Annotated in this window: 22 protein-coding genes and 1 tRNA gene; 5 read left to right on the top strand and 18 right to left on the bottom strand. The window is 64.6% G+C overall.

Going from position 1 to position 23,739, the window contains the following annotated elements; translation table 11 throughout:
• On the top strand, positions 1-501 hold a 501-nt coding region (locus ABNU97_RS02030), incomplete at its 5' end, for a hypothetical protein (protein ID WP_348765082.1).
• 30 nt (positions 502-531) lie between these two features.
• Here the strand turns inward: ABNU97_RS02030 and ABNU97_RS02035 are convergent.
• From ABNU97_RS02035 to ABNU97_RS02050, 4 genes are all read right to left on the bottom strand, one after another.
• Positions 532-1,566 (bottom strand): hypothetical protein, encoded by a 1,035-nt coding sequence (locus ABNU97_RS02035; RefSeq protein ID WP_348765083.1) that lies wholly within the window; start codon positions 1,564-1,566, stop codon positions 532-534.
• 80 nt (positions 1,567-1,646) lie between these two features.
• Positions 1,647-2,840 carry an NAD-dependent epimerase/dehydratase family protein gene (locus ABNU97_RS02040; protein ID WP_348765084.1) on the bottom strand — a complete coding sequence of 398 codons (1,194 nt, stop codon included), beginning with the start codon at positions 2,838-2,840 and terminating at the stop codon, positions 1,647-1,649.
• The gene (locus ABNU97_RS02045; protein ID WP_348765085.1) at positions 2,837-3,883 is read right to left on the bottom strand and encodes a glycosyltransferase family 1 protein; all 1,047 of its coding nucleotides are present in this window, start codon (positions 3,881-3,883) and stop codon (positions 2,837-2,839) included. Before ABNU97_RS02045 ends, ABNU97_RS02040 begins: the two co-directional genes overlap by 4 nt.
• Before the next feature lie 186 nt (positions 3,884-4,069).
• Entirely contained in the window at positions 4,070-5,050 is a 981-nt protein-coding gene (locus ABNU97_RS02050; protein ID WP_348765086.1) for an NADPH:quinone oxidoreductase family protein, read from the bottom strand.
• A 342-nt stretch (positions 5,051-5,392) separates the two neighbouring features.
• On the opposite strand from ABNU97_RS02050, the gene ABNU97_RS02055 reads away from it, so the two are divergent.
• Complete coding sequence (locus tag ABNU97_RS02055) at positions 5,393-5,935, top strand: hypothetical protein (RefSeq protein ID WP_348765087.1); 543 nt, start codon at positions 5,393-5,395, stop codon at positions 5,933-5,935.
• Between the two features lie 30 nt (positions 5,936-5,965).
• Here ABNU97_RS02055 and ABNU97_RS02060 read toward each other — a convergent pair.
• Positions 5,966-6,041: transfer RNA gene (locus tag ABNU97_RS02060), tRNA-Gly, on the bottom strand.
• Between the two features lie 182 nt (positions 6,042-6,223).
• Between ABNU97_RS02060 and ABNU97_RS02065 the strand changes: the two genes are divergently transcribed.
• The 3 genes from ABNU97_RS02065 to ABNU97_RS02075 are packed head-to-tail and all read left to right on the top strand — an operon-like array spanning position 6,224 to position 9,051.
• Positions 6,224-7,120, top strand: a complete 897-nt coding sequence (locus tag ABNU97_RS02065) for a TIGR01777 family oxidoreductase (RefSeq protein WP_348765088.1) — start codon at positions 6,224-6,226, stop codon at positions 7,118-7,120.
• Positions 7,121-8,533: an FAD-binding oxidoreductase gene (locus tag ABNU97_RS02070; protein ID WP_348765089.1), complete on the top strand. Its 1,413-nt coding sequence runs from the start codon at positions 7,121-7,123 to the stop codon at positions 8,531-8,533.
• Between the two features lie 2 nt (positions 8,534-8,535).
• On the top strand, positions 8,536-9,051 hold the full coding sequence (locus ABNU97_RS02075) for a GNAT family N-acetyltransferase (protein WP_348765090.1): 516 nt from the start codon (positions 8,536-8,538) through the stop codon (positions 9,049-9,051).
• A 12-nt stretch (positions 9,052-9,063) separates the two neighbouring features.
• Here ABNU97_RS02075 and ABNU97_RS02080 read toward each other — a convergent pair whose 3' ends face one another.
• The 13 genes from ABNU97_RS02080 to ABNU97_RS02140 form a co-directional block, all read right to left on the bottom strand.
• Entirely contained in the window at positions 9,064-9,504 is a 441-nt protein-coding gene (locus ABNU97_RS02080) for a DUF4019 domain-containing protein (RefSeq protein WP_348765091.1), read from the bottom strand.
• On the bottom strand, positions 9,504-10,955 hold the full coding sequence (nuoN, locus tag ABNU97_RS02085; RefSeq protein WP_348765092.1) for an NADH-quinone oxidoreductase subunit NuoN: 1,452 nt from the start codon (positions 10,953-10,955) through the stop codon (positions 9,504-9,506). The genes ABNU97_RS02080 and nuoN overlap by 1 nt, the downstream gene beginning before the upstream one ends.
• 12 nt (positions 10,956-10,967) lie before the next feature.
• Positions 10,968-12,497, bottom strand: coding sequence for an NADH-quinone oxidoreductase subunit M (gene nuoM / locus ABNU97_RS02090; protein ID WP_348765093.1), 1,530 nt, complete (start codon positions 12,495-12,497; stop codon positions 10,968-10,970).
• 70 nt (positions 12,498-12,567) lie between these two features.
• The gene (gene nuoL, locus ABNU97_RS02095) at positions 12,568-14,418 is read right to left on the bottom strand and encodes an NADH-quinone oxidoreductase subunit L (RefSeq protein WP_348765094.1); all 1,851 of its coding nucleotides are present in this window, start codon (positions 14,416-14,418) and stop codon (positions 12,568-12,570) included.
• On the bottom strand, positions 14,415-14,723 hold the full coding sequence (nuoK, locus tag ABNU97_RS02100) for an NADH-quinone oxidoreductase subunit NuoK (RefSeq protein WP_348765095.1): 309 nt from the start codon (positions 14,721-14,723) through the stop codon (positions 14,415-14,417). Before nuoK ends, nuoL begins: the two co-directional genes overlap by 4 nt.
• Entirely contained in the window at positions 14,720-15,277 is a 558-nt protein-coding gene (gene nuoJ, locus ABNU97_RS02105; RefSeq protein WP_348765096.1) for an NADH-quinone oxidoreductase subunit J, read from the bottom strand. Before nuoJ ends, nuoK begins: the two co-directional genes overlap by 4 nt.
• A gap of 13 nt (positions 15,278-15,290) precedes the next feature.
• Positions 15,291-15,806 carry an NADH-quinone oxidoreductase subunit NuoI gene (gene nuoI, locus ABNU97_RS02110; RefSeq protein ID WP_348765097.1) on the bottom strand — a complete coding sequence of 172 codons (516 nt, stop codon included), beginning with the start codon at positions 15,804-15,806 and terminating at the stop codon, positions 15,291-15,293.
• A gap of 46 nt (positions 15,807-15,852) precedes the next feature.
• Positions 15,853-16,830, bottom strand: a complete 978-nt coding sequence (gene nuoH, locus ABNU97_RS02115; RefSeq protein WP_348765098.1) for an NADH-quinone oxidoreductase subunit NuoH — start codon at positions 16,828-16,830, stop codon at positions 15,853-15,855.
• The gene (gene nuoG, locus ABNU97_RS02120; protein ID WP_348765099.1) at positions 16,830-19,514 is read right to left on the bottom strand and encodes an NADH-quinone oxidoreductase subunit NuoG; all 2,685 of its coding nucleotides are present in this window, start codon (positions 19,512-19,514) and stop codon (positions 16,830-16,832) included. The genes nuoH and nuoG overlap by 1 nt, the downstream gene beginning before the upstream one ends.
• Before the next feature lie 14 nt (positions 19,515-19,528).
• Positions 19,529-20,845, bottom strand: coding sequence for an NADH-quinone oxidoreductase subunit NuoF (gene nuoF / locus ABNU97_RS02125; RefSeq protein WP_348765100.1), 1,317 nt, complete (start codon positions 20,843-20,845; stop codon positions 19,529-19,531).
• A gap of 23 nt (positions 20,846-20,868) precedes the next feature.
• A complete protein-coding gene (gene nuoE / locus ABNU97_RS02130; protein WP_348765101.1) occupies positions 20,869-21,336 on the bottom strand; it encodes an NADH-quinone oxidoreductase subunit NuoE in 468 nt (155 codons plus the stop codon).
• Positions 21,333-23,081 (bottom strand): NADH-quinone oxidoreductase subunit C/D, encoded by a 1,749-nt coding sequence (nuoC, locus tag ABNU97_RS02135; RefSeq protein ID WP_348765102.1) that lies wholly within the window; start codon positions 23,079-23,081, stop codon positions 21,333-21,335. The genes nuoE and nuoC overlap by 4 nt, the downstream gene beginning before the upstream one ends.
• On the bottom strand, positions 23,081-23,737 hold the full coding sequence (locus tag ABNU97_RS02140) for an NADH-quinone oxidoreductase subunit B family protein (RefSeq protein ID WP_348765103.1): 657 nt from the start codon (positions 23,735-23,737) through the stop codon (positions 23,081-23,083). The genes nuoC and ABNU97_RS02140 overlap by 1 nt, the downstream gene beginning before the upstream one ends.
• Between the last annotated feature and the right edge of the window lie 2 nt (positions 23,738-23,739).

The raw sequence follows: 23,739 nt of genomic DNA on the forward strand, positions 1-23,739 counted from the left end.
TCGGAGGCGAGCGAGCGCGGGGTTGGGGCCGCGTTCCCGAGCTACTACTGGCAACTCGTGCTCGGGCCGGTGTTCGCGGGCGCAGGTCTGTTCATGGCCGTCTTCCTGTGGCGCGAGTTCCGGGGAAGCGATCTCTGGCGGCTCGTCGGCGGCGCGTTCGCCCTCTTGGGCACGGCCGTCGCCATCGACTTCGTCGACGGCCTCCCGGATGGGCACCCCCTCGACCTGATCGGGCGCGTGGGGTCGATGGCCCGCGTCGAGGCGGTGGCGGAGGCCTCGTTCCGCCTGCCAGGGCCCGCGGTGGTCCTCCACCTCTCGCGGATCGTGGAGGAGAGCCTCGAAATGGTGGCGATGACGCTCCTCTGGTTCGCCTTCCTGACGCACCTGACGCACCTCGCGGGGGGCCTCCTCCTGACATGGACGCCGCAGGAGCCGACTTCGTCGCGCATCCTCCGGGCCGACCTCGCCGAGCGCCTGGCGGCGCCCGCGAGCCATCGGTGATTCGCTTGGCCGGCCACCGCCGCGGCCGGCTCAGTCCAGCAGGCGAATCGTAAGCCGACGCACCAGTTCCTTGGCCTGGGCCGGGCGCAGATGATGGGCGAGTGCGACCGTACGATCACGCATGCGCATCATGACGCTGGCACGCGGGGTACGTAACAGCCCGCCGGCCTGCGGCGTGGGCGAGCCGCTCGTGGTGACCGGCAGGGTTAGCGTCTGTGCGTTCGGCGCATCGTTGTAGTAGTCGCGGACCCCGTCTTCCGCCTGCTGCGGCACGTAGAGCCCGCCGATATGGCCACGGGCGTAGCGACCGCGTTCGCCGCCGGTAATCACGCGCAACGAGTCGTAGTCGATCACGATTCGGGCATAGGGTGCGCGCCCCAGCGCGGATCGAACCACCCAAAGTCCGGCCAGCGCGATCACGACGGTGATAGCGGCGGTTACCGGCAGGGCGAAGCGATCGGCGAGCTCGAACAGGTGGTAACGCGTCCAGAGCACGGCGGCCACGTAGACGATGGCGACGTTGGCCACGGAATAGAGTAAACGCCATAGTGGCCGCCAGCGCTGCCGGTCGACGTCGATTGCGACGGTGCCGTCGCGGCGACGCCGCTCGATGATGCCCAGTCTTTCTTCCAGGCGCGGCCGTAGTAGCGCGCCGAGAACGTTCAAGCCGAGCACGAGCACGGCGCCTGCGACCACCGCGAGTCCGGCATGGGTCAGCGGCAGGGTGGCCAGGCTGGGCGTTTGCGGCCAGCGTGACAGCCATAGGCCGAAGGCGATCAGGCTGAACACGCTCGCGGCGAGCGCCAATGCGCAGAGACTGACCCTGCCGCGGGCGCTTTGGACGACGCCGACCGCGCCAATCAGCGGGATCGACCAGCCCAGCACGGGCGCTGCGTATTCGCCGATGCCGAAGCGGTCGATTGGCCGCAGTAGCGCGGGCAATTCGATCCATAGCCCGAGGCCGGAAGATTCGACGCCGTGGCCCAGCGCCAGCCACGGCGTGAAGTAGAGCAGCAGCAGCGCCGTGGTCAGCGCGGCGAGGGTCCAGCGACCGTCGGTTTGCACAGCAGCGTACCGGGTTCGAGACGAGCCCGGATTATAGGTCAGTGGGGGCGCCACTCAATTGAACGCGACCTGTTTTTTGCTCAGGAGGCGACCGCCTGCGATTGCGCCGTTCGCGGACGTACCCACTGTGAGGTCGAGAGAATACGGCTTTCGTCGCAGCGGTGGGCATAGTGCTGCGCGATATCGATTATTTCGCTGAGCAGGCTGTCGCGCAGGGTGGTCGGGTCGAGGCCCAGGTCCAGCAGACAGGCGTTATCCACGCACAGATCGTTTTCCGAGGCTTCGCGGCGCGGGTTGGGCAGGTTGACGATGTTGGCGCCGGTCATGCGGGCCACCAGTTTGGCCAGTTCGCCTACGCGCCAGGTTTCGGTCATCTGGTTGTAGATGCGTACCCGTTCGCCGGCGGCCGGGGCGTTGCCGATCGCCATTTCGATACAGCGCACCGTGTCCTGGATATGGATGAAGGCGCGGGTCTGGCCACCACTGCCGTGCACGGTCAGGTCGTGGCCAACCGCGGCCTGCATGAGAAAGCGGTTGAGCACGGTGCCGTAATCGCCGTCGTAGTCGAATCGATTGATCAGGCGTTCGTCCAGCCGCGTCTCGCGCGTCTGGGTGCCCCAGACCACGCCCTGATGCAGATCGGTAATACGCAGGCCGTCGTTCTTGTTGTAGAAATAGAACAGCAGCTGATCCTGGGTCTTGGTCATGTGGTAGATGCTGCCCGGGTCCGGCGGGAACAGGATCTCGCGCTGGGTACGCGCACCGGTGCTGTCGTCGACCTCGACAGTGAGATAGCCCTCGGGAATACGCAGCCCGCCGCCATAGCCGTAGACGCCCATGGTGCCCAGATGCACCAGATGGGCGTCGATACCGGTTTCCACCAGGGCGCAAAGCACGTTCTGGGTCGCGGCGAGGTTGTTTTCGACGGTGTAGCGCTTGGCCCGTGCATGCTTCATGGAATAGGGCGCCGAGCGCTGTTCGGCGAAATGCACGATGGCATCCGGGGCGAGCCGGTCGATGGTCGCTTCCAGGCGATCGTATTCGCGCGCAACATCCATATGCAGCGCGGCGATGGTGCGCCCGGTCAGCTCCTTCCAGGCCGCCAGTCGGATATCTATAGGCGATATGGGGGTCAGCGAACTCACCCCCAGCTCGTTGTCGATATGCCGTCGGGAAAGGTTGTCGATGAGGGTCACATCGTGGCCCTGACCGGACAGGTGCAATGCCGTGGGCCAGCCACAGAAGCCGTCGCCGCCGAGTATGAGGACTTTCATTGCGCGTTCTCCAGGGTCGGGGGGGTAAAACGCAGGTGGGGTCGACGCGCCGGGGCAAGCTGTGCGGCGAATTCGGCCGCCGAGGCTGCCCAGCTGTTGGCTCGCGCATAGGCGATGCCGGCCTCACCGTTGAGTTCGAGCGCCGCCAGCGCGGCGGCCTGCAGATCGTCGTCGAGCACGCCGGTGACGCCGGGTTGTACCACCTGGAGCGGCCCGGTGACCGGATAGGCGGCGACCGGGACGCCACAGGCCATGGCTTCCATGAGCACCAGCCCGAGCGTGTCGGTCTTGCTGGGAAAGACCATGCAGTCGGCTGCACAGATATGGCGCACCAGGTCTTCGCCCAGGCGCATACCCACGAAACAGGCCTCGGGGTAGCGGCGTTCCAGGTCGGCGCGGGCCGGGCCGTCGCCGACCACCAGCTTGCTGCCGGGCAGGTCGAGCTGGAGGAATGCTTCCACGTTCTTTTCCGGTGCCACCCGGCCGAAATACATGAACACCGGACCGGGCAGATCGAGTGTGGCCGGTTGCACGGGGCGAAACAGGCGGGTGTCGACGCCGCGTCCCCACAGGGCCAGCCGCGAGAAACCGCGATCGCTCAGATAGTCGGCCAACGGGCGTGTGCTCACCATGGTGCGCACGCTATGGCTATGAAACAGATTGAGCACCCGATAGCCCAGGCCCACCGGCACCAGCGGCCAGCGCGCGTTGATGTATTCCGGAAAGCGGGTATGAAAAGAGGTGGTGAAACGCCAGCCGCGCAGGCGACAGTACAGCCAGCCGGCCAGACCGACGCTGCCTTCGGTGGCGATATGCACTGCGTCCGGCACGAAGCGCTGCAGGCGGCGTGCAACGCCGGGCAGCGGCGCGGCCGCGAGCCGGATTTCGGTATAGGTGGGGCAGGGCACGGTCACGAACAGGCCCGGATGAATGACGAGCACGTCATGTCCGGCGGCTTCCAGTTCTCGAACCAGGGCCGTCAGGGCGGTGACCACCCCGTTGACCTGCGGCTTCCACGCGTCGGTGAGCAATGCGATACGCATGCGGCTCCTCGTTGCGGGGCTGTCATCGATATGACAGCCGGCTTGCAATGGAGCGCAGTGTGGGTCGTACAGATAACGCTGGGATGACGCGGCGATGTCGTTTGCATGACAACATGGCCGCGTTGCCGCGTGAACGAAATAGGGCAGTGCCGGCCCGGCGCGGTTCGGCCGGGCCGGCCGAGCGAACTATTCCTGCGGTTTGATGACCAGCTTGCCGGCCGCCTTGCGCGAGGCCAGTACGCTGATTGCCTCGCCGCCGCGTTCGAGCGGGTAGGTTCCCGACACATGCGGGCGCAGCTTGCCTTCGGCCAGCCAGGCAAAGATCTGCTTGAGCTGCTTCTGGTTCTCTTCGGGTTCACGCTGGGTGAACGAGCCCCAGAACACGCCCACGATCGAACAGCCCTTGAGCAGGGCGAGATTGAGCGGCGGTTTGGGGATCTCGCCGGCGGCAAAGCCGATCACCAGCAAACGCCCGCGCCAGGCCGTGCCGCGCAGGGCTTTTTCGGTCATGTCGCCGCCGACCGGATCATAGACCACGTCCACGCCACGCCCGTCGGTACGTGTCTTTATGGCGTCCTTGAGGTCTTCCTCGACGTAGTTGATGGTTTCATCCGCGCCGTGTTCGCGACAGACCGCCAGTTTTTCTTCGCTGGAGGCAGCGGCAATCACATGCGCGCCCAAGGCCTTGCCCAGCTCGATCGCGGCCAGGCCCACGCCGCCGGCGGCACCGAGTACGAGCAGGGTTTCGCCGGACTTCAGCGCGGCCCGGTCGGCCAGCGCATGATAGGTGGTGCCATAGGTCATCACGAACGCGCTGGCGGTGACGTGGTCCACGCCGTCGGGCATCGGGATCACCCGGTTGGCGTCGGTAGCGATCTGTTCGGCCATGGCGCCATAGCCGGTAAAGGCGATCACGTTGTCGCCGGCCTTGAGATGCTTGACCTCATCGCCCACGGTATTGACCACGCCCGCGAGCTCGCCGCCCGGCGAGAAGGGCAGCTCCGGCTTGAGCTGGTACTTGTCTTCGATGATCAGGCTGTCGGGGAAATTCACCGCCGCGGCCTGTACGTCGATAAGAACCTGCTTGGGGCCGACTTTAGGCGTGGGCTGTTCCTCGACGACCAGCGTTTCCGGCGGGCCGAATTGTTTGCAGAGCAATGCTCGCATCAGGGGTCTCCTCTTTATTGGCACTGTAGTGTCCACGCGATGCTGCAAGGCAGCGCAATGAACGGACGTTCGTTCTGGCATTCTGCCTGAATCCCCGTCGATCGTCGCTTGTCCCGGGTATTCCTACAAATCGGACACCGTGTAGACGAGGTGCCGAGACTCGGCCGCGCGCGTCCGTTGCTTAGCACAGGGCGCGCCGGGGCGTTGCCGCTGCGACGCATGCGGCGAGGCTCGATCACGGCCCGTGCCTACGTTTCGCCTTGAAGCCTTGTCGCGCGTAGTTGTTCGTGCCGATCGCGCCGGATAATCTCTGACGCACCATTCGTTTATCTGGACGCCGTCTTGGTTGATCTACGCCGTTTTGTTGCGCTGGCCTGCGTCGTTCTAAGCGCGGCCGCGGCGCTGGCCGGCTGTGCCAGTGCGCCGTCGTATCGGTTCGTTGATCCCGCGCAGCAGGACATGCGCTACGACGGTTTTCTGGCCTATGGTGCCTTTGCCGATGTGGCCATCGAAGCCGCCTTCGAACAGGCGCTCTGCGACCGACTGTTTGCGGCCGGGCATGCCTGTACGTCCATGCTCGCCGCTGCGCCGCCTACCCGTCAGCAGGATGCCGCGAGCCGTCATGCGGCCAGTCGCGCCAGCGGCGCCCAGGCCACGATCGTGATCGAACTGGCCGATATGCAAACCACGTCGCGCCGCGTGATCGGTCATGGGCGGATCGCCTATAACGTGCGCGTGATCGACAACGCGGGCCAGCAGGTCACCGCGCAGTTCGCCTTCGATACCGCAGAAAGCGCACGGCGATCGGTTTCTAAACAGGCAGACGCGCTCGCCCGGCGGATCGTTTCCGCACTCCAGGCGGAATCGCTGCTCTATCAGCGATAGCGCATGCATGCAGCCACAGGCGGGAAGAAGTGGAGCGGCGGACGAGATTCGAACTCGCGACCTCGACCGTGGGAGGGTCGCGCTCTACCAACTGAGCTACCGCCGCCACGACCCGCACAGCTAACGCGATCTGTCGGCTTTTTGCAATAGGCAGGTAAAAACCATTCGGCGCCGAGCGCGCGATCGGCGTATTGTGGAATAGGGTTTTATCTGGACTGGCGCTGCCCTCGCCGGCGCTTTAGTCTGCAAGTTGGCATTTTCCTTTGTCTTTTACTCGCGGAGCTTGTGATGAACAAGGCGTTGTTGACCGGTGGCACCGGCTTTATCGGCCGGCATCTGTGTGAATCGCTATTGGCCGATGGCTGGGCCGTGCAGGTCGTCACCCGCGATACCGCAGCCGCGGCGAAGGTGTTGCCGGCAGGGGTCGTGCCGGTGGCCGATATCAAGGCCGCGGCGCCGGCCGACGCGGTGATCAACCTCGCCGGCGAGAATCTGGCGGACGGCCGCTGGACCGAGGCGCGCAAGCGTGAAATGCGCGAAAGCCGCCTGCGGATCACGCGTCAGCTTACCGAAACGATTGGTGAATGGGACACGCCGCCGCAGGTGCTGGTGAGCGGTTCTGCGGTCGGTTATTACGGCGCGCGCGGGGACGACGTGCTCGACGAAAACGAATCGCCCGGCGACGAATTCCAGTCCGAGCTTTGCGTGGCCTGGGAACAGGCCGCCCGCCGTGCCGAGGCCGCCAACATCCGCGTGTGTCGTGTTCGTACCGGCATCGTGCTCGGGGCCGATGACGGCGCACTGGCACAGATGGTCACGCCGTTCAGGTTCGGGCTGGGCGGGCATTTCGGCACCGGCAAGCAGTACATGCCCTGGATACACATCCGCGACGAGGTGGCCGCGATTCGTTTTCTCATCGACAACCCGGATTGTAGCGGGGCGTTCAACCTCACCGCGCCGGAGCCGGCCACCAATCGCGAATTCACGACCACGCTCGCGCGCGTGTTGCACCGGCCCAAGTTCGCCTGGGTGCCCGGCCCGGTGCTCAAGCTGATGGTCGGCGAGATGGCCCATTTGCTGCTCACCGGCCAGCGCGCGATTCCCAGCGCGTTGGAGAAGGCCGGTTTCACCTTCGAGTTTCGCCAGCTGCAGCCGGCCCTGGAAGATCTGCTCGGAGATCGCTGAATGCGTGATGCGCTGCTTGCGAAACTGACCGAAATCGTTGGCGCCGCGGACGTGCTGCAGGCCGATGCGGCTGCACCCTTTCTGGTGGAATGGCGGGGCGCGTTTCGCCCGACCGCGCTCGCGGTGGTACGACCGGCCGATACGGCGCAGGTCGCAGCGGTGGTCACCGCCTGTGCCGACGCAAACTGTGCGGTAATCGCCCAGTCCGGCAATACCGGGCTCGTGGGCGGGGCCGCCGCAGACGACGCCCAGCGTCATGTCATCGTCAATCTCGAGCGCATGGATCGCGTACGCGAAGTCGATGCCGACAACGCCACGATCACCGTCGAGGCGGGTTGTATTCTCGCCGACGTGCAACAGGCCGCGGCCGATGCCGGCCTGTTTTTCCCGTTGACGCTTGCCTCGCGCGATCGCTGTCGGATCGGCGGCAATCTGGCTACAAATGCAGGCGGGCTGAACGTCGTGCGCTATGGCAACACCCGCGATCTGGCGCTGGGCCTGGAAGTGGTGCTCGCGGACGGGCGTATCTGGAACAATCTCACCGGGCTGCGCAAGGACAACAGCGGTTTCGATCTGGACGACCTGTTCATCGGCAGCGAAGGCGCGCTGGGCATCATCACCGCTGCGGTGATGAAGCTCTACGAGCCGGTGGTACAGCAGGTCAGTGCGCTGTTCGCGCTGGAGTCCCCGGCCCAGGCGGTACGACTGCAGCGGCGGCTGACCGCGGCCTCGGGGCATAACCTGACCGGCTGCGAGCTGATGTCGCGCCAGGCGGTGGCGCTGGCCTGCAGCCATATCGAGGGCTGTGAAGAGCCTTTCGATATCGATCATGACTGGTACCTGCTGGTCGAGCTGGCCAGCTCCGCCGACGGCCACTGGCTGCTTGACGCCATGGCCCATGTCGTCGAGCAGGCCCGCCACGCGCACGAATTGACGGATGTCGTCATCGCCCACGACGTCGAAACCAGTCGTCGGCTATGGCATTTACGCGAGTCGCTGCCGCCGGCCCAGGTCGCCGAAGGGGCCTCGATCAAGCACGATATTTCGCTGCCGGTATCGAAGCTGCCCGCGTTTCTGGAGCGCGCGCTGGCAGCCGTTCGCGAAGCGCTGCCCGGTGTGCGCCCCTGCCCGTTCGGGCATGTGGGCGACGGCAACCTGCATTTCAATCTGTCCCAGCCCGTGGACGCCGACGGCCCGGCCTTTCTGGCCCAGGCCGAGGCCGCCCATACCGTGGTGCACGATATCGTCGCCGAGATGGGCGGCTCGATCGCGGCCGAACACGGCATCGGCCGGCTCAAGGTCGCCGCCCTGGATCGCTACAAATCCGAGGTGGAGCGCGACATGCTCGCCGCGATCAAGACAGCGCTGGACCCGCACAACCGGCTCAATCCGGGCGTGATCGTGAAGGCCTAGGCATGAACGTCGGGCCGGCCTGCGACGACGATGTCGATCTGATCCCGGCGCTGCACGTCGCGGCATGGCGCGACGCCTATCGTGGTCTGTTGCCGCAGGCCTATCTGGACGAGCTCAGCGTGGATGCCAGGAAAGCGCAGTGGACCCGGGCGCTCGCCGATCCCGCGATCGAGGTGTTGGTGGCCCGACACGAGCAGACACTCGTGGGGCTGGCCAGCTATGGCCCCAGCCGGGATGACGATACGGATGCTGCGACGATGGAGCTGTATGCCATCTATGTCGCGCCGCGTTCGTGCCGGCGGGGCATCGGTCGCCGGCTCTGGCAGGCCGTTCGCCGGGGCGTAGCCGCCCGGAACGGCGCCGCGGTCACTCTCTGGGTGTTGCAGGGCAATCACGCGGCACAGCGGTTTTATCAGGCGCAGGGTTTCGTCGCCGATGGCCAGCACAAGACGCTCACCCTCGACGGCACGCGCTTGGCTGAACGGCGCTATGTCTGGCCCGCCGCGCGGCTGCGTTGAGCCGGCCAAGCGCTAGCGCAGAAAATAACCTGCGGTTTTCAGCTCGCCGTCTTCTCGTACCAGGGTGACGGTTTCCTGAATCGGAGGGCGGTCATCGAAACGGCTGGCATAGACGAGTACGACATAGTCATTGTCGGGCACGCCGGGGAGTTTTCGCGTGTAGGCGATGGATACGAGTTCGCGCTTGCTTGGCGCAGCGGTGTCGGCCCGCGCGTTTCCAACCGCCTCGATCCACGCGCCTTGATCGATGCCGTTTCGAAACATTGCCGATGCCTGCTGCCAGCTGCGCTCATAAGTGCCGCGATCGACGAGCGCGAGCCACTGGCGGGCAGCTCGGTCGGCGCGGGCATCCTCCTGCGGCGCGGGGGCGTGGGTTGCGCAGCCGGCGATGATCAGTATCAGGCCCGCGAGCCATACGCTCGAAACAGCGGCGCGATACCGGCCCGTCTGCATCAGCCGCCGGCCATGCCCGTAGCGCTGACCAGCGAGATCAGCGGCTGCGGATAGATGCCGAAGAAGATCACCGCGGCCGCCAGCAACAGCACCATGATGCCGCCGGACTGCTGCCCCCAGCCGGAAACCGCGTCGCGACGGCTTTCGCCGGGCTCGTCCAGGAACAGGATGACCATCATGCGCAGGTAGTAGTACAGGCCGATGGCGCTGCCGAGCACGATGCCGCCGACCAGCCACCACAGGCCGGATTGCACGGCGATGGCAATCACGTAGAACTTGCCGAGAAAGCCTGCGGTCATCGGGATGCCGGCCAGCGACAGCATCATGACGGTGAACACAGTCGCCAGGTACGGCCGGCGCCAGAACAGCCCGCGATAGTGGTGCAGCGCCCCCGCGTCGGTGCCGGAGTAGGGGCTGGATACGAGCGTGACCACGCCGAATGCGCCGAGCGTGGTGGCGACATAGGTGGCCAGATAGATGCCCACGGTTTCGATGCTGAAGGTGCCGCCGGCCACGATCGCGGTCATCAGATAGCCCAGATGCGCAATCGAGGAATAACCCAGCAGCCGCTTGACGTTGCGCTGGCGCAGCGCGAGCAGGTTGCCGACCAGCATGGACGCCATGGCGATTACGCCCATCAGCGTGAGCAGCCAGCCGTTGGCGGCCGGCGGTGCGAGCGTGAAGAATCGCAGCAGCAGCGCGAAGACCGCGACCTTGCTCACCGTGGCCAGAAAGGCCGAGACCGGCCCCGGTGCGCCTTCGTAGACGTCCGGCGTCCAGACATGGAACGGCACCAGCGACAGCTTGAAGGCCAGTGCGACGACCATCATGCCCACGCCGGCCAGCAGCCAGGGCGAGCCGCTGTTGCCGGCCAGGGTATCCACCAGGCCGGCATATTCGAGGCTGCCCGATGCCGCGTACAGCAGCGCCATACCGAACAGCAGGAAGGCCGAAGCCGCGCCCGAGAGCACCATGTACTTCAGGCCGGCTTCCAGCGAAATACGGTCGCGATAAGCATAGGCGACCATGCCGTACAGCGGCACCGACAGCAGCTCGAGGCCGATGAACAGCGACGCGAAGTGCCGGCTGGCGATCAGCGCGAGCGCGCCGCCGGCCGAGCACAGCAGCAGGATATAAAACTCTTCGCGCCGGTCCGGCAGGGTATCCAGATAGGCATGGGCCAGCGTGGTACAGGCCAGCGATGCCACCAGCACGATGGCGCCGAACAGCAGCGAATAATCATCGATGATGAACAGCGGCGTGACCTGGATCGGCGTGATCTGGAGCACGCCCAGCAGCGACAGCAGGGCCGCGTTCAGGCCGACCACGGTCATTGTGGCCGCCGTGAAGTGGTGGCGGTGTACCGCGATCGACAGCATCACGCCGACAACGGTCGCGCACAGGATGAGCAACGGCGCGAGGGCGAGCATCTGAGTGGAAAAGTCGGTCATGACGCCTTTCGCTTAACGGGACGGCAACGGAGCAACGGCGAACCAGTCGGTGACTTCGGTCATCGCCGTATGCGAGATATCGAGCACGGTATTCGGGAACAGGCCAAGCCAGAGCGTGAGCACGAGCAGTAGCAGCATCATGCTGTATTCGCGCGGGTCGAGCCCGCCGAGCGAGGCCTCCGACTTGGGCGTGCCCCAATAAACGCGGTGCATGAGCACCAGGGAATAGATGGCTGCCAGCACGAGGCCGCCACTGGCCGCGACCACGACCCAGGGCACCGTATCGAAGGCGCCGAACAGGATCAGGAACTCGCCGATGAAGTTGCCGGTGCCGGGCATGCCCAGCGAGGCCATCACGAACACCAGCGCAAAGCCCGGCAGCGCGCCCATACGCCCGAACAGGCCGCCCATCTGGCGCATGTCACGGGTATGGATGCGCTCGTAGATCTGGCCGGAGATGATGAACAGACCCGCCGCCGAGAAGGCATGGGCCACCATCTGCACGATCACGCCCTGCAGTGCGAGCAGCGTGCCGGAATAGATGCCGATCAGCACGAAGCCCATATGCGAAATACTGGAGCAGGCGATCAGGCGCTTGACGTCGGTCTGCGAGAAGGCCAGCAGGGCGCCGTAGTAGATGCCGATCAAACCCAGCGCCATGGCAACAGGCGCGAACTGGGCCGAGGCCTCGGGGAACAACGGAATCGCGAAACGCAGCATGCCGTAGGCCGCGGTCTTGAGCAGGATGCCGGCCAGATCGACCGAGCCGGCGGTCGGCGCCTGGGCATGCGCGTCCGGTAGCCAGCCGTGCAGCGGGACCACCGGCAGCTTGACCGCAAAGGCGATAAAGAAGCCCAGCATCAGCACGTAGGCGATGGTGCCGGTCAGCGGGGTTTCACGCAGCACCATGTAGTCGAAGGTGAAGGTGCCGGTCTGGCTGTAGTGGGCGAAGACCAGACCCAGAATCGACACCAGCATGAGCAGGCCGCTGGCCTGGGTATAGATGAAGAACTTGATCGCAGCGCCGATGCGGGTATTGCCTTTCGAGCCGCTATGTCCCCACAGCGCGATCAGGAAATACATCGGCACCAGCATCATTTCCCAGAAAAAGAAGAACAGGAAAAGATCCACGGCCAGAAATACGCCGACCACGCCGCCGATAATCCAGAGCAGGTTCAGATGGAAGAAGCCGATCCGGTTGGTGATTTCACGCCAGGAACACACCACGGCGAGCACGCCGAGAAAGCCGGTCAGCATGATCATGATCAGCGACAGGCCGTCGAGCGCCAGGTGAAAGGAAATCCCGAAGCGATCGATCCAGGGCAGGCGGATCTGGTGGGCCCAGTTCGGCGCGTCGCCCACCGCCCCGCCGGCCAGCGAATAGTCGCCCGTCAGCCACAGCCAGAGCGCCAGGCCGACCACGAGCAGCATGGTCAGCAGCGCGATCCAGCGCGGCGCCTGCGCGGGGGCATGGCGGCTTTCCAGCTGCCAGCAAAGCAGGCCGCCGATGAAGGGGACGAATAGAAGCCAGCACAGGATCATTGAGAACGTTCCTTGGGACCTGTGAATGAGCGCGCCGTCGTCACGCCGTTATCGTATGTATTCATGCGCATTACCCGAACAGCAGCGCGACGAGCAGCACCGCGGCACCGGCAAACAACGACAGCGCATACCAGCGCAGGCGCCCGCTCTGGGTGGTGACCAGCGCGCTGTTGAGCATGAGCGCGATCTGCGGCGCGACGTTGACGGTCGAGTTGATCCAGTCGCGACGATGCAGGCGGGTCAGCAGCAGATAGGGGCGCACGAAGACGCGGTCGTAGAGCGTGTCGAAGCCCCAGGCGTTGTGCCAGAGCTGCCACAGGCCACGGCCAAGCGGATTGGATGCCAGTTTCTCGGCGGTCTGTCGGCTACCCAGGTACAGCGCAGCGGCCACGCCGAGGCCGACGATGGCCACGGCAGCGGACAGCACTTCCACGATCAGTTTCGTGGTGCCGTGATCGCCGCCTTCATGGACCGGCAGCACGTCGGCCAGCGGCGGGTGGATCCAGGCGCCCAGGAAGGTGGACAGCACGGCCAGCACGATCAGCGGCAGATGATGGGCAATGCCGCGGCCCGCATGGGCCTTGATCTGGGCTTCGCCATGGAAGGCGATGAAAATCATGCGGAAGGTGTAGAGCGCGGTCAAAAACGCGCCGACCAGGCCGGCGAACCAGAGCACGTGGTGGCCGTTGGCAAACGACAGCCACAGGATTTCGTCCTTGGAATAGAAGCCGGCCGTGACCAGGGGCAGGGCGGCCAGCGCCGCGCCGCCGATGATGAATACCGCGTAATCCAGCGGCAGGCTCTTGCGCAGCCCGCCCATCTTGAAGATGTTCTGCTCGTGGTGGCAGGCGATGATCACCGAGCCCGAGGCCAGGAACAGCAGGGCCTTGAAGAAGGCATGGATCATCAGATGGAAGATGGCCGCATCCCACGCGCCCACGCCGAGTGCCAGGAACATGTAGCCGATCTGACTCATGGTGGAATAGGCGAGCACGCGCTTGATATCGGTCTGGCACAGCGCTGCGAAGCCGGCCAGCAGCAGCGTGACCGCGCCGACGACGCCCACCAGGGCCAGCACGGCCGGGGCAAGCTCGAATATCACATGCATGCGTGCGATCAGATACACGCCTGCGGTGACCATGGTGGCCGCGTGGATCAGCGCCGAAACCGGCGTCGGGCCGGCCATGGCGTCGGGCAGCCAGGTCTGTAGCGGCAGCTGGGCGGACTTGCCCACGGCGCCGCCCAGCAGCAGCAGCGCGGCGAGGCTGGCCATCGGGTCGCCCTCGGCCCAGGCCTGGGGTGCCTGTTCCAGAAGGGTCTGTATATCGAGTGTGCCGAAGGTGGTGAACAGCAGGAAAAGGCCGATGGCCAGGAACACGTCGCCGATACGCGTGATCAGAAAGGCCTTGAAGGCCGCCCAGGCGTTGGCCTCATCCTTGTAGTAGTAGCCGATCAGCAGATAGCTGCACAGGCCCACGCCTTCCCAGCCGAGGAACAGCAGGAACAGGTTGTCGCCGAGCACGAGCAGCAGCATGGCGACGATGAACAGGTTCATGTAGGCGAAAAAACGCCCCATGCCCGGCCCGCCGTCGAGGTCGTGCTTCATGTACCAGCCGGCGAACAGGTGGATGAGAAAACCCACGCCGGTAATCACGCCAAGCATGGTCGCGGCCAGCCCGTCGAAATAAAGCGCGAACGCCGGCGTGAAGTCGCCCACCGAAACCCAGGTCCACAGGGTTTGCGTATAGGGCGCGCCGTCGCCGGTGACGAAGGTATAGATCAGCCACGCCGATACCAGCGCGGACAGGCCCACCGACCCGGCACCGATGGTCGCCGCGGCGCGATCGGCCATGCGCGGGAAGAACGACAGCGCGAGGCTGCCGGCGAGCGGAAAGACGATGGTCAGGGCTAGCAAATTCATCCGTGCATCTCGCTGGCGGCGTCGATGTCGATGGTCTTGAAACGGCGATGCAGCTGCAGCAGCAGGCCGAGCCCGATGCTGGCCTCGGCGGCAGCGAGGGTGATCACGAGGATGAACATCACCTGGCCATCGGGCGCGCCATGGGCCGCGCCGGCCACGATGAAGGCCAGGCCTGCGGAATTGAGCATGATCTCAAGGCACATGAGGATGAACAGCGTATTGCGCCGTACCACCAGCCCGACCAGGCCGAGGGTGAACAGCAGGGCGGCCAGAATCAGGCCGTGTTCCATGGGGATGCCGTTCATTGTTCGCCTCCCGGGTGGCGACGCCCGCGCGCGGCGGCGACGCGTTTTTCTTCGGCCACGTCACGATCGTCGCGGCCCAGATGGGCAGCGACCACCAGGGCGGCCAGCAGCACGAAGGCGGCCAGTTCCACGATCAGTACATAGGGCCCGAACATGGTCATGCCGATGCGTTCGGCCATCAGCGGCGTGCTGTCGACGTTGCCCATGGAGCCACCGCTGGCAAGCGCCACGGCCAGAACGCCGAGCAGGACGACGCCCAGCACGCCGGGCCCGATCCATACCCGGGGCGCCAACCAGCTGCGCTCCCGGGCCACGGTTTCCTGATTGAGGTTGAGCATCATGATCACGAACACGAACAACACCATGATCGCGCCCGCGTAGACGATCACCTCGAGTGCGGCCGCGAAAGGTGCGCCGAGGGTATAGAACACGATCGCCACCGACAGCAGCGACACGATCAGGTAGAGCAGCGCATGCACCGCGTTGGCACAGCTGATCACCCGCGCGGTGGCGGCGACGGCGACGATGGCAGCGAGATAGAAAGCGATTTCCATAGTCGGCCCGGCCTCAGGGAAGCAGCGTCTTGACGTCGATGGGCGCGGCCTCGTTCTCGGCCTCGCCCTTGTCCTTGCCGCCCACGGCCATGCCGGCGACGCGATAGAAGTTGTAGCCGGGCCGCTTGCCGACGCCGGAAATGGTCAGATCGGATTTTTCGTAGACCATGTTCTGACGATCGAACTCGCCCATTTCGAAGTCAGGGGTGAGCTGGATCGCGTAGGTCGGGCAGGCCTCCTCGCAGTAGCCGCAGTAGATGCAGCGCGAGAAGTTGATGCGGAAGGTTTCCGGATACCAGCGCCCGCTTTCGTCCTCGGCCTTGACCACGCTGATGCAGTCGACCGGGCAGGCCACGCTGCACAGATTGCAGGCCACGCAGCGCTCGGCGCCGTCCGGATCGCGCGTGAGCACGATACGCCCGCGATAGCGCGGCGGCAGATAAGGCTTTTCTTCCGGATACAGCACCGTCTCGCGCTTGCGAAAGGTGTGCATCAGGGTCATCCAGATGGTGCGCAGAACACTCAGCATAGGTGACTCGCGTAACCGGTGAAATCGAGTAGAGAGTACGACGTGCTCATGCCATGGCCACCACGACAGCGCCCGTGATCGCGACGTTGACCAGCGCAATCGGCAACAGAATCTTCCAGCCGAAGGCCATCAGCTGGTCGTAGCGAGGGCGCACGGTGGCCGCGCGCAGCAGCACGAAAAAGCAGATGAAGAAACCGGCCTTGAGCGCGAACCAGACGAAGCCGGGCAGGATCGGGCCCAGCCAGCCGCCGAAGAACAGCACCGTGGTCAGGCAGGAGATCAGCACGATGCCCAGATATTCGCCCACGAAGAACATGCCGAACTTCATGCCGGAATATTCGGTGTGATAGCCGGCGGTGAGCTCCTGTTCCGCTTCGGGCAGGTCGAAGGGCGCACGATGGATTTCGGCGATGCCGGCAATGAAGAAAATCACGAACGCCGGGAACTGCGGGATCACGTTCCACATACCGGCCTGGGATTCGACGATGGTACGCAGATCGAAGCTGCCGGCCAGCAGCACCACGCCCAGCAGGCTCAGGCCCATGAAGACCTCGTAGGAAATCATCTGGGCGGCGGTACGCATGCCGCCGAGCAGGGCGTATTTATTGTCCGAGGACCAACCCGCCAGAATCACCGAATACACGCCCAGCGAGCTCATCGCCAGCACGAACAGAATGCCGATGTTCAGGTCGACCACGCCGATGGTCTCGGTGAACGGCACCACTGCGAACGCCATGAGCGTGGTGAACATGATGATGGCCGGCGCGATGACGAACACGGCCTTGTCGGCGAACGGCGGGATCCAGTCTTCCTTGAAGAAGATCTTGATCATGTCCGCGGCCACCTGAAGGATGCCGAACGGGCCAACGCGGTTCGGCCCGTAGCGATCCTGCCAGACGCCCAGCAGGCGACGTTCCACCCAGATCAGCAGGGCAGCGGAAATCACCACCGCCAGCAGGATGGCAATGGTCTCGAAGGCGGTGAACGCGAAATCGAGCAGTGTGTCTGTGCTGAAGCCGAACATCAGGGCGACACCGCTGCAGGCAGACGCACGCCCATCAGGCCATGGGCGCCCACCGGTACGCCGATGGTCTTGTCGGGCAGGCTGGGGTCGATGGTGACCGGCAGGGCATGGATCTCGCCGTCGATGGTCAGGCGCAGCGTATCCGCCGCGGCCAGGCCCAGCGCCTTGGCACCGGCTTCGTTGAGGGTGAACCAGGCACGCGGCATGCGTTGCTGAATCGCCGGGGCCTTGGCGGACTGCGATTCGCTGCCGAAGATGTGATAGCGCGGGATCGCCTGCCAGCCTTCGACCAGCTTGGGCTCGGCCGGCGCATAGTCGGGTACGTTGGCATCGACCTTGAGCAGCCGCGTGCCGGGATCGCCGCCCTTGAGATGGCCACCGACTTCATCCTGAAAACGGGTAATGGCGGCCTGGTTGGAATCCCAGCCCGGCGCCCAGGCATAGGCCATCAGCGCCGGCGGCTGATCGCTGCCGTGGTAGCCCTCCATCGAATAGGCCAGCGCCGAGTCCACATCCACTTCCGGACGACGCTCGCGTACGTCCACGTTGGCATAGAGCGCGGTACGCCCCGAATAGCGATGCGGGCTGCGCGGAAAACGCATGCCGGCCTTGCGGAAACTGGTGCTGGGCGCGGCCGTCTTGATACCCGCGAACTGCGGGCAGGCGGCTTCGATGGCGTCGATGAGATCGTCCATGCCGTACCAGTCCACCGGCTTGCCGATCGCACGATTGAGATCGGCACACCAGCGCCAGCCTTCCTGCAACGGCGCTTCCGGAATGAAGACCTGGAAGAAGCGCTGGGCGCGGCCTTCGTTGTTGACCAGGGTGCCGTCCGCCTCGGCAAAGCTGCCGGCGGGGAGCACGTAGTCGGCCTTGGCGATGGTCGCGGTCATGCTGTGATCGAGCACGATCAGGTTCTTGGCGGCCTTGATCGCGGCATCGACCTTGCCATGCTGGGCCCGCTCGTAGAGATCGTTCTGCATGACGATGAGCGTATCGGCACGGCGGCTGGTGATGGCCTCGAAGGCGTGATCGACGTCGCGATCGCTCATCATCGCCATGCCGAGGCTATTCGCCTCGTTAAGCGTAACGAACAGCCCGGCGTCGTCGTGTACCGACTCGAGCGCGCGCATGACGTTGCCGGCTGCGGTCAGCACGGCTTCGCTGCCGAGGCTCGTACCGGCGACCACCAGCGGTTTTTTCGCCGTCTTGAGGGCGTTGGCGATGGTTTCGGCGTGCGTGCGCGTCTGTTCGTCGATATTGGCCGGCATGGGCGCAGCGTCGTCGAGAATGGCGGCCACCGCGAAGCCAAGCTCAGCGATACGCGCGGGGCGCAGATGAAACAGTTCGGTCGCCACGTCGTCCAGACGCGTGGCCGCCGGCACCGCCATGAACAGCGGGCTGTAGAAATGCTGGCCCTCGTCGCGTACCGCACGCGCATGCCACTTCGGAATGTTGGCGGCTTCGGCGAGGACGTGATGTTCGTTGCGTACGGCCTGGCGCAACGACAGTGCCAGGCGCGGCGCGAACTGGGTCACGTCCTCGCCGAGCACGAATACCGCATCGCAGGATTCCACATCGCGCAGCGTCGGCAGACGGCCGGCGTGTTCCTGCAACAGCGCGAGTGCGGCGAGGCTGGCATGGCTTTCCGGCCCGCTCATGCCGTTATGGAAGTTGTCGGCGCCGACCAGATGGCGCAGCGCGAAGTTGTCTTCCAGCGAGGCGCGCGGCGAGCCGATACCGACCAGGCCCTTGGCCTCGGCGAGCACGCTCTTGAGCGAGGCGAGCATCACGTCCATGTCCTGGGGCTCGAGCACGCCGTTGTCCGCGCGCACCAGCGGCTGGCGCGGCCGGTCCTCGCGGTTGACGAAGCCGGCGCCGAAGCGGCCGCGATCGCAGAGGAAATAGTGGTTGATTTCGCCGTGATAGCGGTTCTGGATACGCTTCAATATGCCCTGGCGCGAACCGGGGCTGGTGTTGCAGCCCAGCGAGCAATGGGTACAGATGCCCGGGGCATTCTGCATGTCCCATTTACGGTTGTAGTGCGCGCCCAGCGTCTTGTCGGTGAACACGCCGGTGGGGCAGACCTCGACCAGGTTGCCCGAGAACTCGCTGTTGAAGGCGCCGTCGGCCTCGCGGCCGAAATAGACGTTGGAATGCGAGCCGAGCACGCGCAGGTCGTCGCCGTCGGCATAGTCGCGGTAGTAGCGCACGCAGCGATAGCAGGCGATACAACGGTTCATCTCGTGATTGATGAACGGGCCTAGCTCCTGATTGCGATGGGTGCGCTTGGGGCCGCGATAGCGCCGGCGCGTATGCCCGGTCATCAGGGTCATGTCCTGCAGATGGCATTCGCCGCCTTCTTCGCACACCGGACAGTCGTGCGGGTGGTTGATCATCAACCATTCGATGACCTGGGCACGAAAATCGCTGGCTTCCTTGTCTTCGATCGAGAAGCAGCCGCCATCCGAGGCCGGCGTCATGCAGGCCATGACGATCTGACCCTGGGTGTCGTCTTCGTTCTTGTACTGCTTGACCGCGCACTGGCGACAGGCGCCCACGGAATGCAGCTCCGGGTGCCAGCAGAAATAGGGCAGGTCGAAGCCCTTTGAAAGCGCGACCTTGAGCAGATTGTCGGTGGGGTCCACCTCGAACTGCTTGCCGTCGATCTTGATCGTTGCCATCGCTAAACCGTGCGCTAGTTGTTCGAGGCGGCGTTGGCCGGCTGGGTGAGATCCAGCGTATCCGCCTCGGGCGGAATCAGGGCCGCCAGTTCGTCGCGGAAATACTTGAGACCGGATTCGAGCGGGCCCATCGCGCCGGGGGCATGGGCACAGAAAGTCTTGCCCGGGCCGAGCAGCTTGACGTGCAGGTCCAGCAGCTCGATATCGCCCGGCTTGCCGTGCCCGGCTTCCAGATTGGTGAGAATACGCTCCACCCAGGGCAGGCCGTCACGGCAGGGCGTGCACCAGCCACAGGATTCCTGCGCATAGAAATGCTCGAGGTTCTTGAGAACGCCCACGATCGGGGTCTGGTCGTCGATGACCACCATCGTGCCCGTGCCCAGGCGGCTGCCGACTGCGCCCACGCCTTCATAGTCCATCGGCGTATTCAGATGTTCGTCGGTCAACAGCGGCGTGGAGCCGCCGCCCGGCAGCAGGGCCTTGAGCTTGCGCCCGCCGCGCACGCCGCCGAAATGATCGAGCAGATCGGACAGCTTCGTGCCCAGCGGCAGTTCGACCAGTCCGGGGCGGGCGACATGGCCCGAGGCGCCGAAGATCTTGGTGCCGCCGTCCTTGTGCAGGCCGAGCGATTTGTACCACTCGGCGCCGTTTTTCACGATATGCGGGACGTTGCAGATGGTTTCGACGTTGTTGACCGTCGTTGGCTGGCCGAACAGGCCGGAAGCCGCCGGGAAGGGCGGCTTGTGGCGCGGCACGGCGCGACGGCCTTCGAGCGCGGAGAGCAGCGCCGATTCCTCGCCGCAGATATAACGGCCCGCGCTCATGTGCAGATACATCTTGAGATTGAAGCCGGTGCCCAGGATGTCCTGGCCCAGATAGCCGGCTTCCATGGCCTCGTCGATCGCGCGCTGGAGCTTGCGCTGGCATTCGGTGTATTCGCCGCGGATGAACACGTAGGCGATATCCGCGCCGATCGCATAGCTGGCGATGGCCATCGCTTCGATCAGCTGATGCGGGTCGCCTTCCATGAGCAGGCGATCCTTGAAGGTGCCGGGCTCCATCTCGTCGGCGTTGACCACGAGATATACATGGGCCGGACGCTTCTCGGGATTCTCTTCGAAGCGCGGCATGAACGACCATTTCACGCCGGTCGGAAAGCCCGCGCCGCCGCGTCCGCGCAGGCCGGCTTCCTTGACCAGGCCGGCCACCTCGGTGGGCTTCATTTCATGAAGCGCCTTCTTGTAGGCCTCCCAGCCGCCGGCCTGCTCGTACTCGCCGATGGTCATCGGCTCGCGATTGTCGCGGATGTTTTTGGTAAGAACCTTTTCCATGACTGTTCGTCCTTGCGCCGCGCCTAGGGGTATTCCGCCAGAATGGCGTCGACCTTATCGGGCGTGAGCCGGCCGTGATAGTCGGTGTTGATACGCATGGCCGGGCCGTTATCGCAGTTGCCCAGGCAGCAGATCGGCAGCAGCGTGAAGCGATTGTCCGGCGTGGTCTGGCCGAACTCGATGCCCAGCGTCTTCTTCAGATAGGCCAGGATTTCCTCGTAGCCGGTCAGATAGCAGGAAATCGAGTCGCAGATCATGATCACGTGCCGACCCACCGGCTGGCGAAAGATCAGGTTGTAGAACGTTGCCACCGCTTCCATCTGGGTCGGCGTGACACCGACCACGGCGGCGGCCGCTTCCAGCGACTCGTCCGATACCCAACCGCGATGTTCCTGCACGATCTTGAGCGCTTCGATAGTCGCCGCGCCCGGATCCTCGTACAGCGTCATCTCGTGCTGGATGGCCTCAATTTCGGTTTGACTGAGCTTCATCGGTCCACGTCTGCCATAACAAAATCGATCGCACCGATGATGGCCACCAGATCGGCCACCAGGCCGCCCTGCGAGATCAGCGGGATCTGCTGCAGATGGGCGAAGCTGGGCGTGCGAATACGCGTGCGATAGCTCATCGCATGCTTGTCGGAAATACTGTAATAGCCGTTCAGGCCCTTGGTGCCTTCGACCATGCAGGCCGATTCCATCGCCGGCACCACCGGGCCCCAGCTGACGGTCAGAAAGTGCGCGATCAGGGTTTCGATATCCTGCATCGTGCGTTCCTTGACCGGCGGCGTGGTCAAGGGATGATCGGCCTTGTAGTCACCAGCGGGCATGTTCTTCATGCACTGTTCGATGATGCGACAGCTCTGGAACATCTCTTCGATACGTACGTCGAGCCGGTCCTGGCAGTCGCCGTTGGTGCCGGTCGGGATCTCGAAGTCGAAGTTTTCGTAGCCGGAATAGGGACGGGCCTTGCGCAGATCGAAATCCACGCCGGTCGAACGCAGCCCCGGGCCGGTAATGCCCCAGTCGATCGCCTCGTCCTGAGAATAGGCGCCGATATGCTTGGAGCGTTTGACCAGCACGCTGTTGCGCGCCATCGCCTTCTTGTACTCGGCCAGCCGCGAAGGGAACCAGTCGAGGAATTCCTTGACCTTGCGATCCCAGCCGTTCGGCAGGTCCATGGTCAGGCCACCGATACGGAAGAACGCCGGGTGCATGCGAAAGCCGGTGATCGCCTCGATCACGTCATAGGCCTTCTGGCGATCGGAGAACATCCAGAAGATCGGGCTCATCGCGCCGATGTCCTGCACATAGGTGCCGAAAAACATCAGATGGCTGGTGATACGGAAGAACTCGCAGAGCATCACGCGTACGACCTTGACCCGTTCCGGCACCTGGATGCCGAGCACGTGCTCGAGGTTCATGACGTAGGGCAGCTCGTTCATCACCCCGCCGAGATAGTCCACCCGGTCGGTATAGGGGATATAGGTATGCCAGGACTGGCGCTCGGCCATCTTCTCGGCGCCACGATGGTGGTAGCCGATATCCGGCACCGCGCCGACGATTTCCTCGCCGTCGAGCTGCAGCACGATCCGGAATACGCCGTGTACCGAGGGATGGTTCGGGCCCATGTTGAGGAACATGAACTCGGTATCGCCGGATTCGCGCTTCATGCCCCAGTCTTCGGGTTTGAACTGCAGGGCGTTCTCTTCTTCGTCCTGGCGCTTGGGGTCCAGATGCAGCGGCTCGAACTCGGTCGCGCGCGCGGCGTGATCCTTGCGCAGCGGATGCCCTTTCCAGGTCGGCGGCATGAGAATGCGGCGCAGGTTCGGATGCCCGTCGAAGGTGATCCCGAACATGTCCCAGACTTCGCGCTCGTACCAGTTGGCGTTGGGCCATACGCCGGTGGCGGTGGGGGTGTTCAGGTCGTCATCGAACAGCGCGACCTTGAGGCGTATCTCGGCGACCGGCGACAGGCTAAGCAGGTGATAGACCACGGTGAAATCCGCGGCCGGCTGGTTGAGCCGATGCTCGCGGACGCGCTCGTCGATCGCGGTCAGGTCGAACAGCATGCGGTAGGCCGGCGTACTGTCCTGGCGCAGGAACTTGAGTACATCGCAGATACGGTCGCGGCCGACCCAGAAGGTGGGCATGCCGTCGGCGGTGATCTGCTCGGTGAACGTACGCTCGTCGAAACGCTCGAACAGCTGCTGTTTGATATCCACGCGATCGAGCATCAGACCGAATCCGGCGTACGCAGGGTGGTGACCGACAGGCGCTCGCTGCGCTTGCGGTCGCGCATCGACAGTTTCGGCCGCTGGGTTACGCCCTGCGGGCCGATCATCCACGACAGCGGACGTTTTTCCGCGCCGATGTTTTCCTGGAGCAGCAGCAGCCCTTCCAGAAAGGCTTCCGGGCGGGGCGGGCAGCCCGACACGTAGACGTCGACCGGCAGGAACTTGTCCACGCCCTGGACCACTGAATAGATGTCGTACATGCCGCCCGAGTTCGCGCAGGAACCCATGGAAATCACCCAGCGCGGCTCCATCATCTGGTCGTAGAGGCGCTGAATCACCGGCGCCATCTTCAGAAAGCAGGTGCCGGCGATGATCATCACGTCCGACTGGCGCGGCGTGGCACGAATGACTTCCGAGCCGAAGCGCGCCATGTCGTGGGGGGCGGTCAGGGCCGTGGCCATTTCCACATAGCAGCAGGACAGGCCGAAGTTGAACGGCCACATCGAGTGCTTGCGCCCCCAGGCGATCATGTCGTCGAGCTTGGCGGTGACGACATTGCGCGCCAGCGCATCCTCGATCGTGTTCGCGCTGCCGTCGTCCGAACCGGCCGAGCCGGGTTTCGGATTCTTGTCGGTGCTAGTCAGTGACCATCCCATTA

This window comes from uncultured Salinisphaera sp. (assembly GCF_964012375.1).
Classification (GTDB): Bacteria; Pseudomonadota; Gammaproteobacteria; order Nevskiales; family Salinisphaeraceae; genus Salinisphaera.

Excerpts from the sequence above, each read along its gene's own strand:
- ABNU97_RS02040 (WP_348765084.1), bottom strand. The coding sequence starts at position 2,840 with ATGAAAGTCCTCATACTCGGCGGCGACGGCTTCTGTGGCTGGCCCACG.
- ABNU97_RS02045 (WP_348765085.1), bottom strand. The coding sequence starts at position 3,883 with ATGCGTATCGCATTGCTCACCGACGCGTGGAAGCCGCAGGTCAACGGG.
- ABNU97_RS02050 (WP_348765086.1), bottom strand. The coding sequence starts at position 5,050 with ATGCGAGCATTGCTCTGCAAACAATTCGGCCCGCCGGAAACGCTGGTC.
- ABNU97_RS02065 (WP_348765088.1), top strand. The coding sequence starts at position 6,224 with ATGAACAAGGCGTTGTTGACCGGTGGCACCGGCTTTATCGGCCGGCAT.
- ABNU97_RS02070 (WP_348765089.1), top strand. The coding sequence starts at position 7,121 with ATGCGTGATGCGCTGCTTGCGAAACTGACCGAAATCGTTGGCGCCGCG.
- ABNU97_RS02075 (WP_348765090.1), top strand. The coding sequence starts at position 8,536 with ATGAACGTCGGGCCGGCCTGCGACGACGATGTCGATCTGATCCCGGCG.
- ABNU97_RS02080 (WP_348765091.1), bottom strand. The coding sequence starts at position 9,504 with ATGCAGACGGGCCGGTATCGCGCCGCTGTTTCGAGCGTATGGCTCGCG.
- nuoN (WP_348765092.1), bottom strand. The coding sequence starts at position 10,955 with ATGACCGACTTTTCCACTCAGATGCTCGCCCTCGCGCCGTTGCTCATC.
- nuoM (WP_348765093.1), bottom strand. The coding sequence starts at position 12,497 with ATGATCCTGTGCTGGCTTCTATTCGTCCCCTTCATCGGCGGCCTGCTT.
- nuoL (WP_348765094.1), bottom strand. The coding sequence starts at position 14,418 with ATGAATTTGCTAGCCCTGACCATCGTCTTTCCGCTCGCCGGCAGCCTC.
- nuoK (WP_348765095.1), bottom strand. The coding sequence starts at position 14,723 with ATGAACGGCATCCCCATGGAACACGGCCTGATTCTGGCCGCCCTGCTG.
- nuoJ (WP_348765096.1), bottom strand. The coding sequence starts at position 15,277 with ATGGAAATCGCTTTCTATCTCGCTGCCATCGTCGCCGTCGCCGCCACC.
- nuoI (WP_348765097.1), bottom strand. The coding sequence starts at position 15,806 with ATGCTGAGTGTTCTGCGCACCATCTGGATGACCCTGATGCACACCTTT.
- nuoH (WP_348765098.1), bottom strand. The coding sequence starts at position 16,830 with ATGTTCGGCTTCAGCACAGACACACTGCTCGATTTCGCGTTCACCGCC.
- nuoG (WP_348765099.1), bottom strand. The coding sequence starts at position 19,514 with ATGGCAACGATCAAGATCGACGGCAAGCAGTTCGAGGTGGACCCCACC.
- nuoF (WP_348765100.1), bottom strand. The coding sequence starts at position 20,845 with ATGGAAAAGGTTCTTACCAAAAACATCCGCGACAATCGCGAGCCGATG.
- nuoE (WP_348765101.1), bottom strand. The coding sequence starts at position 21,336 with ATGAAGCTCAGTCAAACCGAAATTGAGGCCATCCAGCACGAGATGACG.
- nuoC (WP_348765102.1), bottom strand. The coding sequence starts at position 23,081 with ATGCTCGATCGCGTGGATATCAAACAGCAGCTGTTCGAGCGTTTCGAC.
- ABNU97_RS02140 (WP_348765103.1), bottom strand. The coding sequence starts at position 23,737 with ATGGGATGGTCACTGACTAGCACCGACAAGAATCCGAAACCCGGCTCG.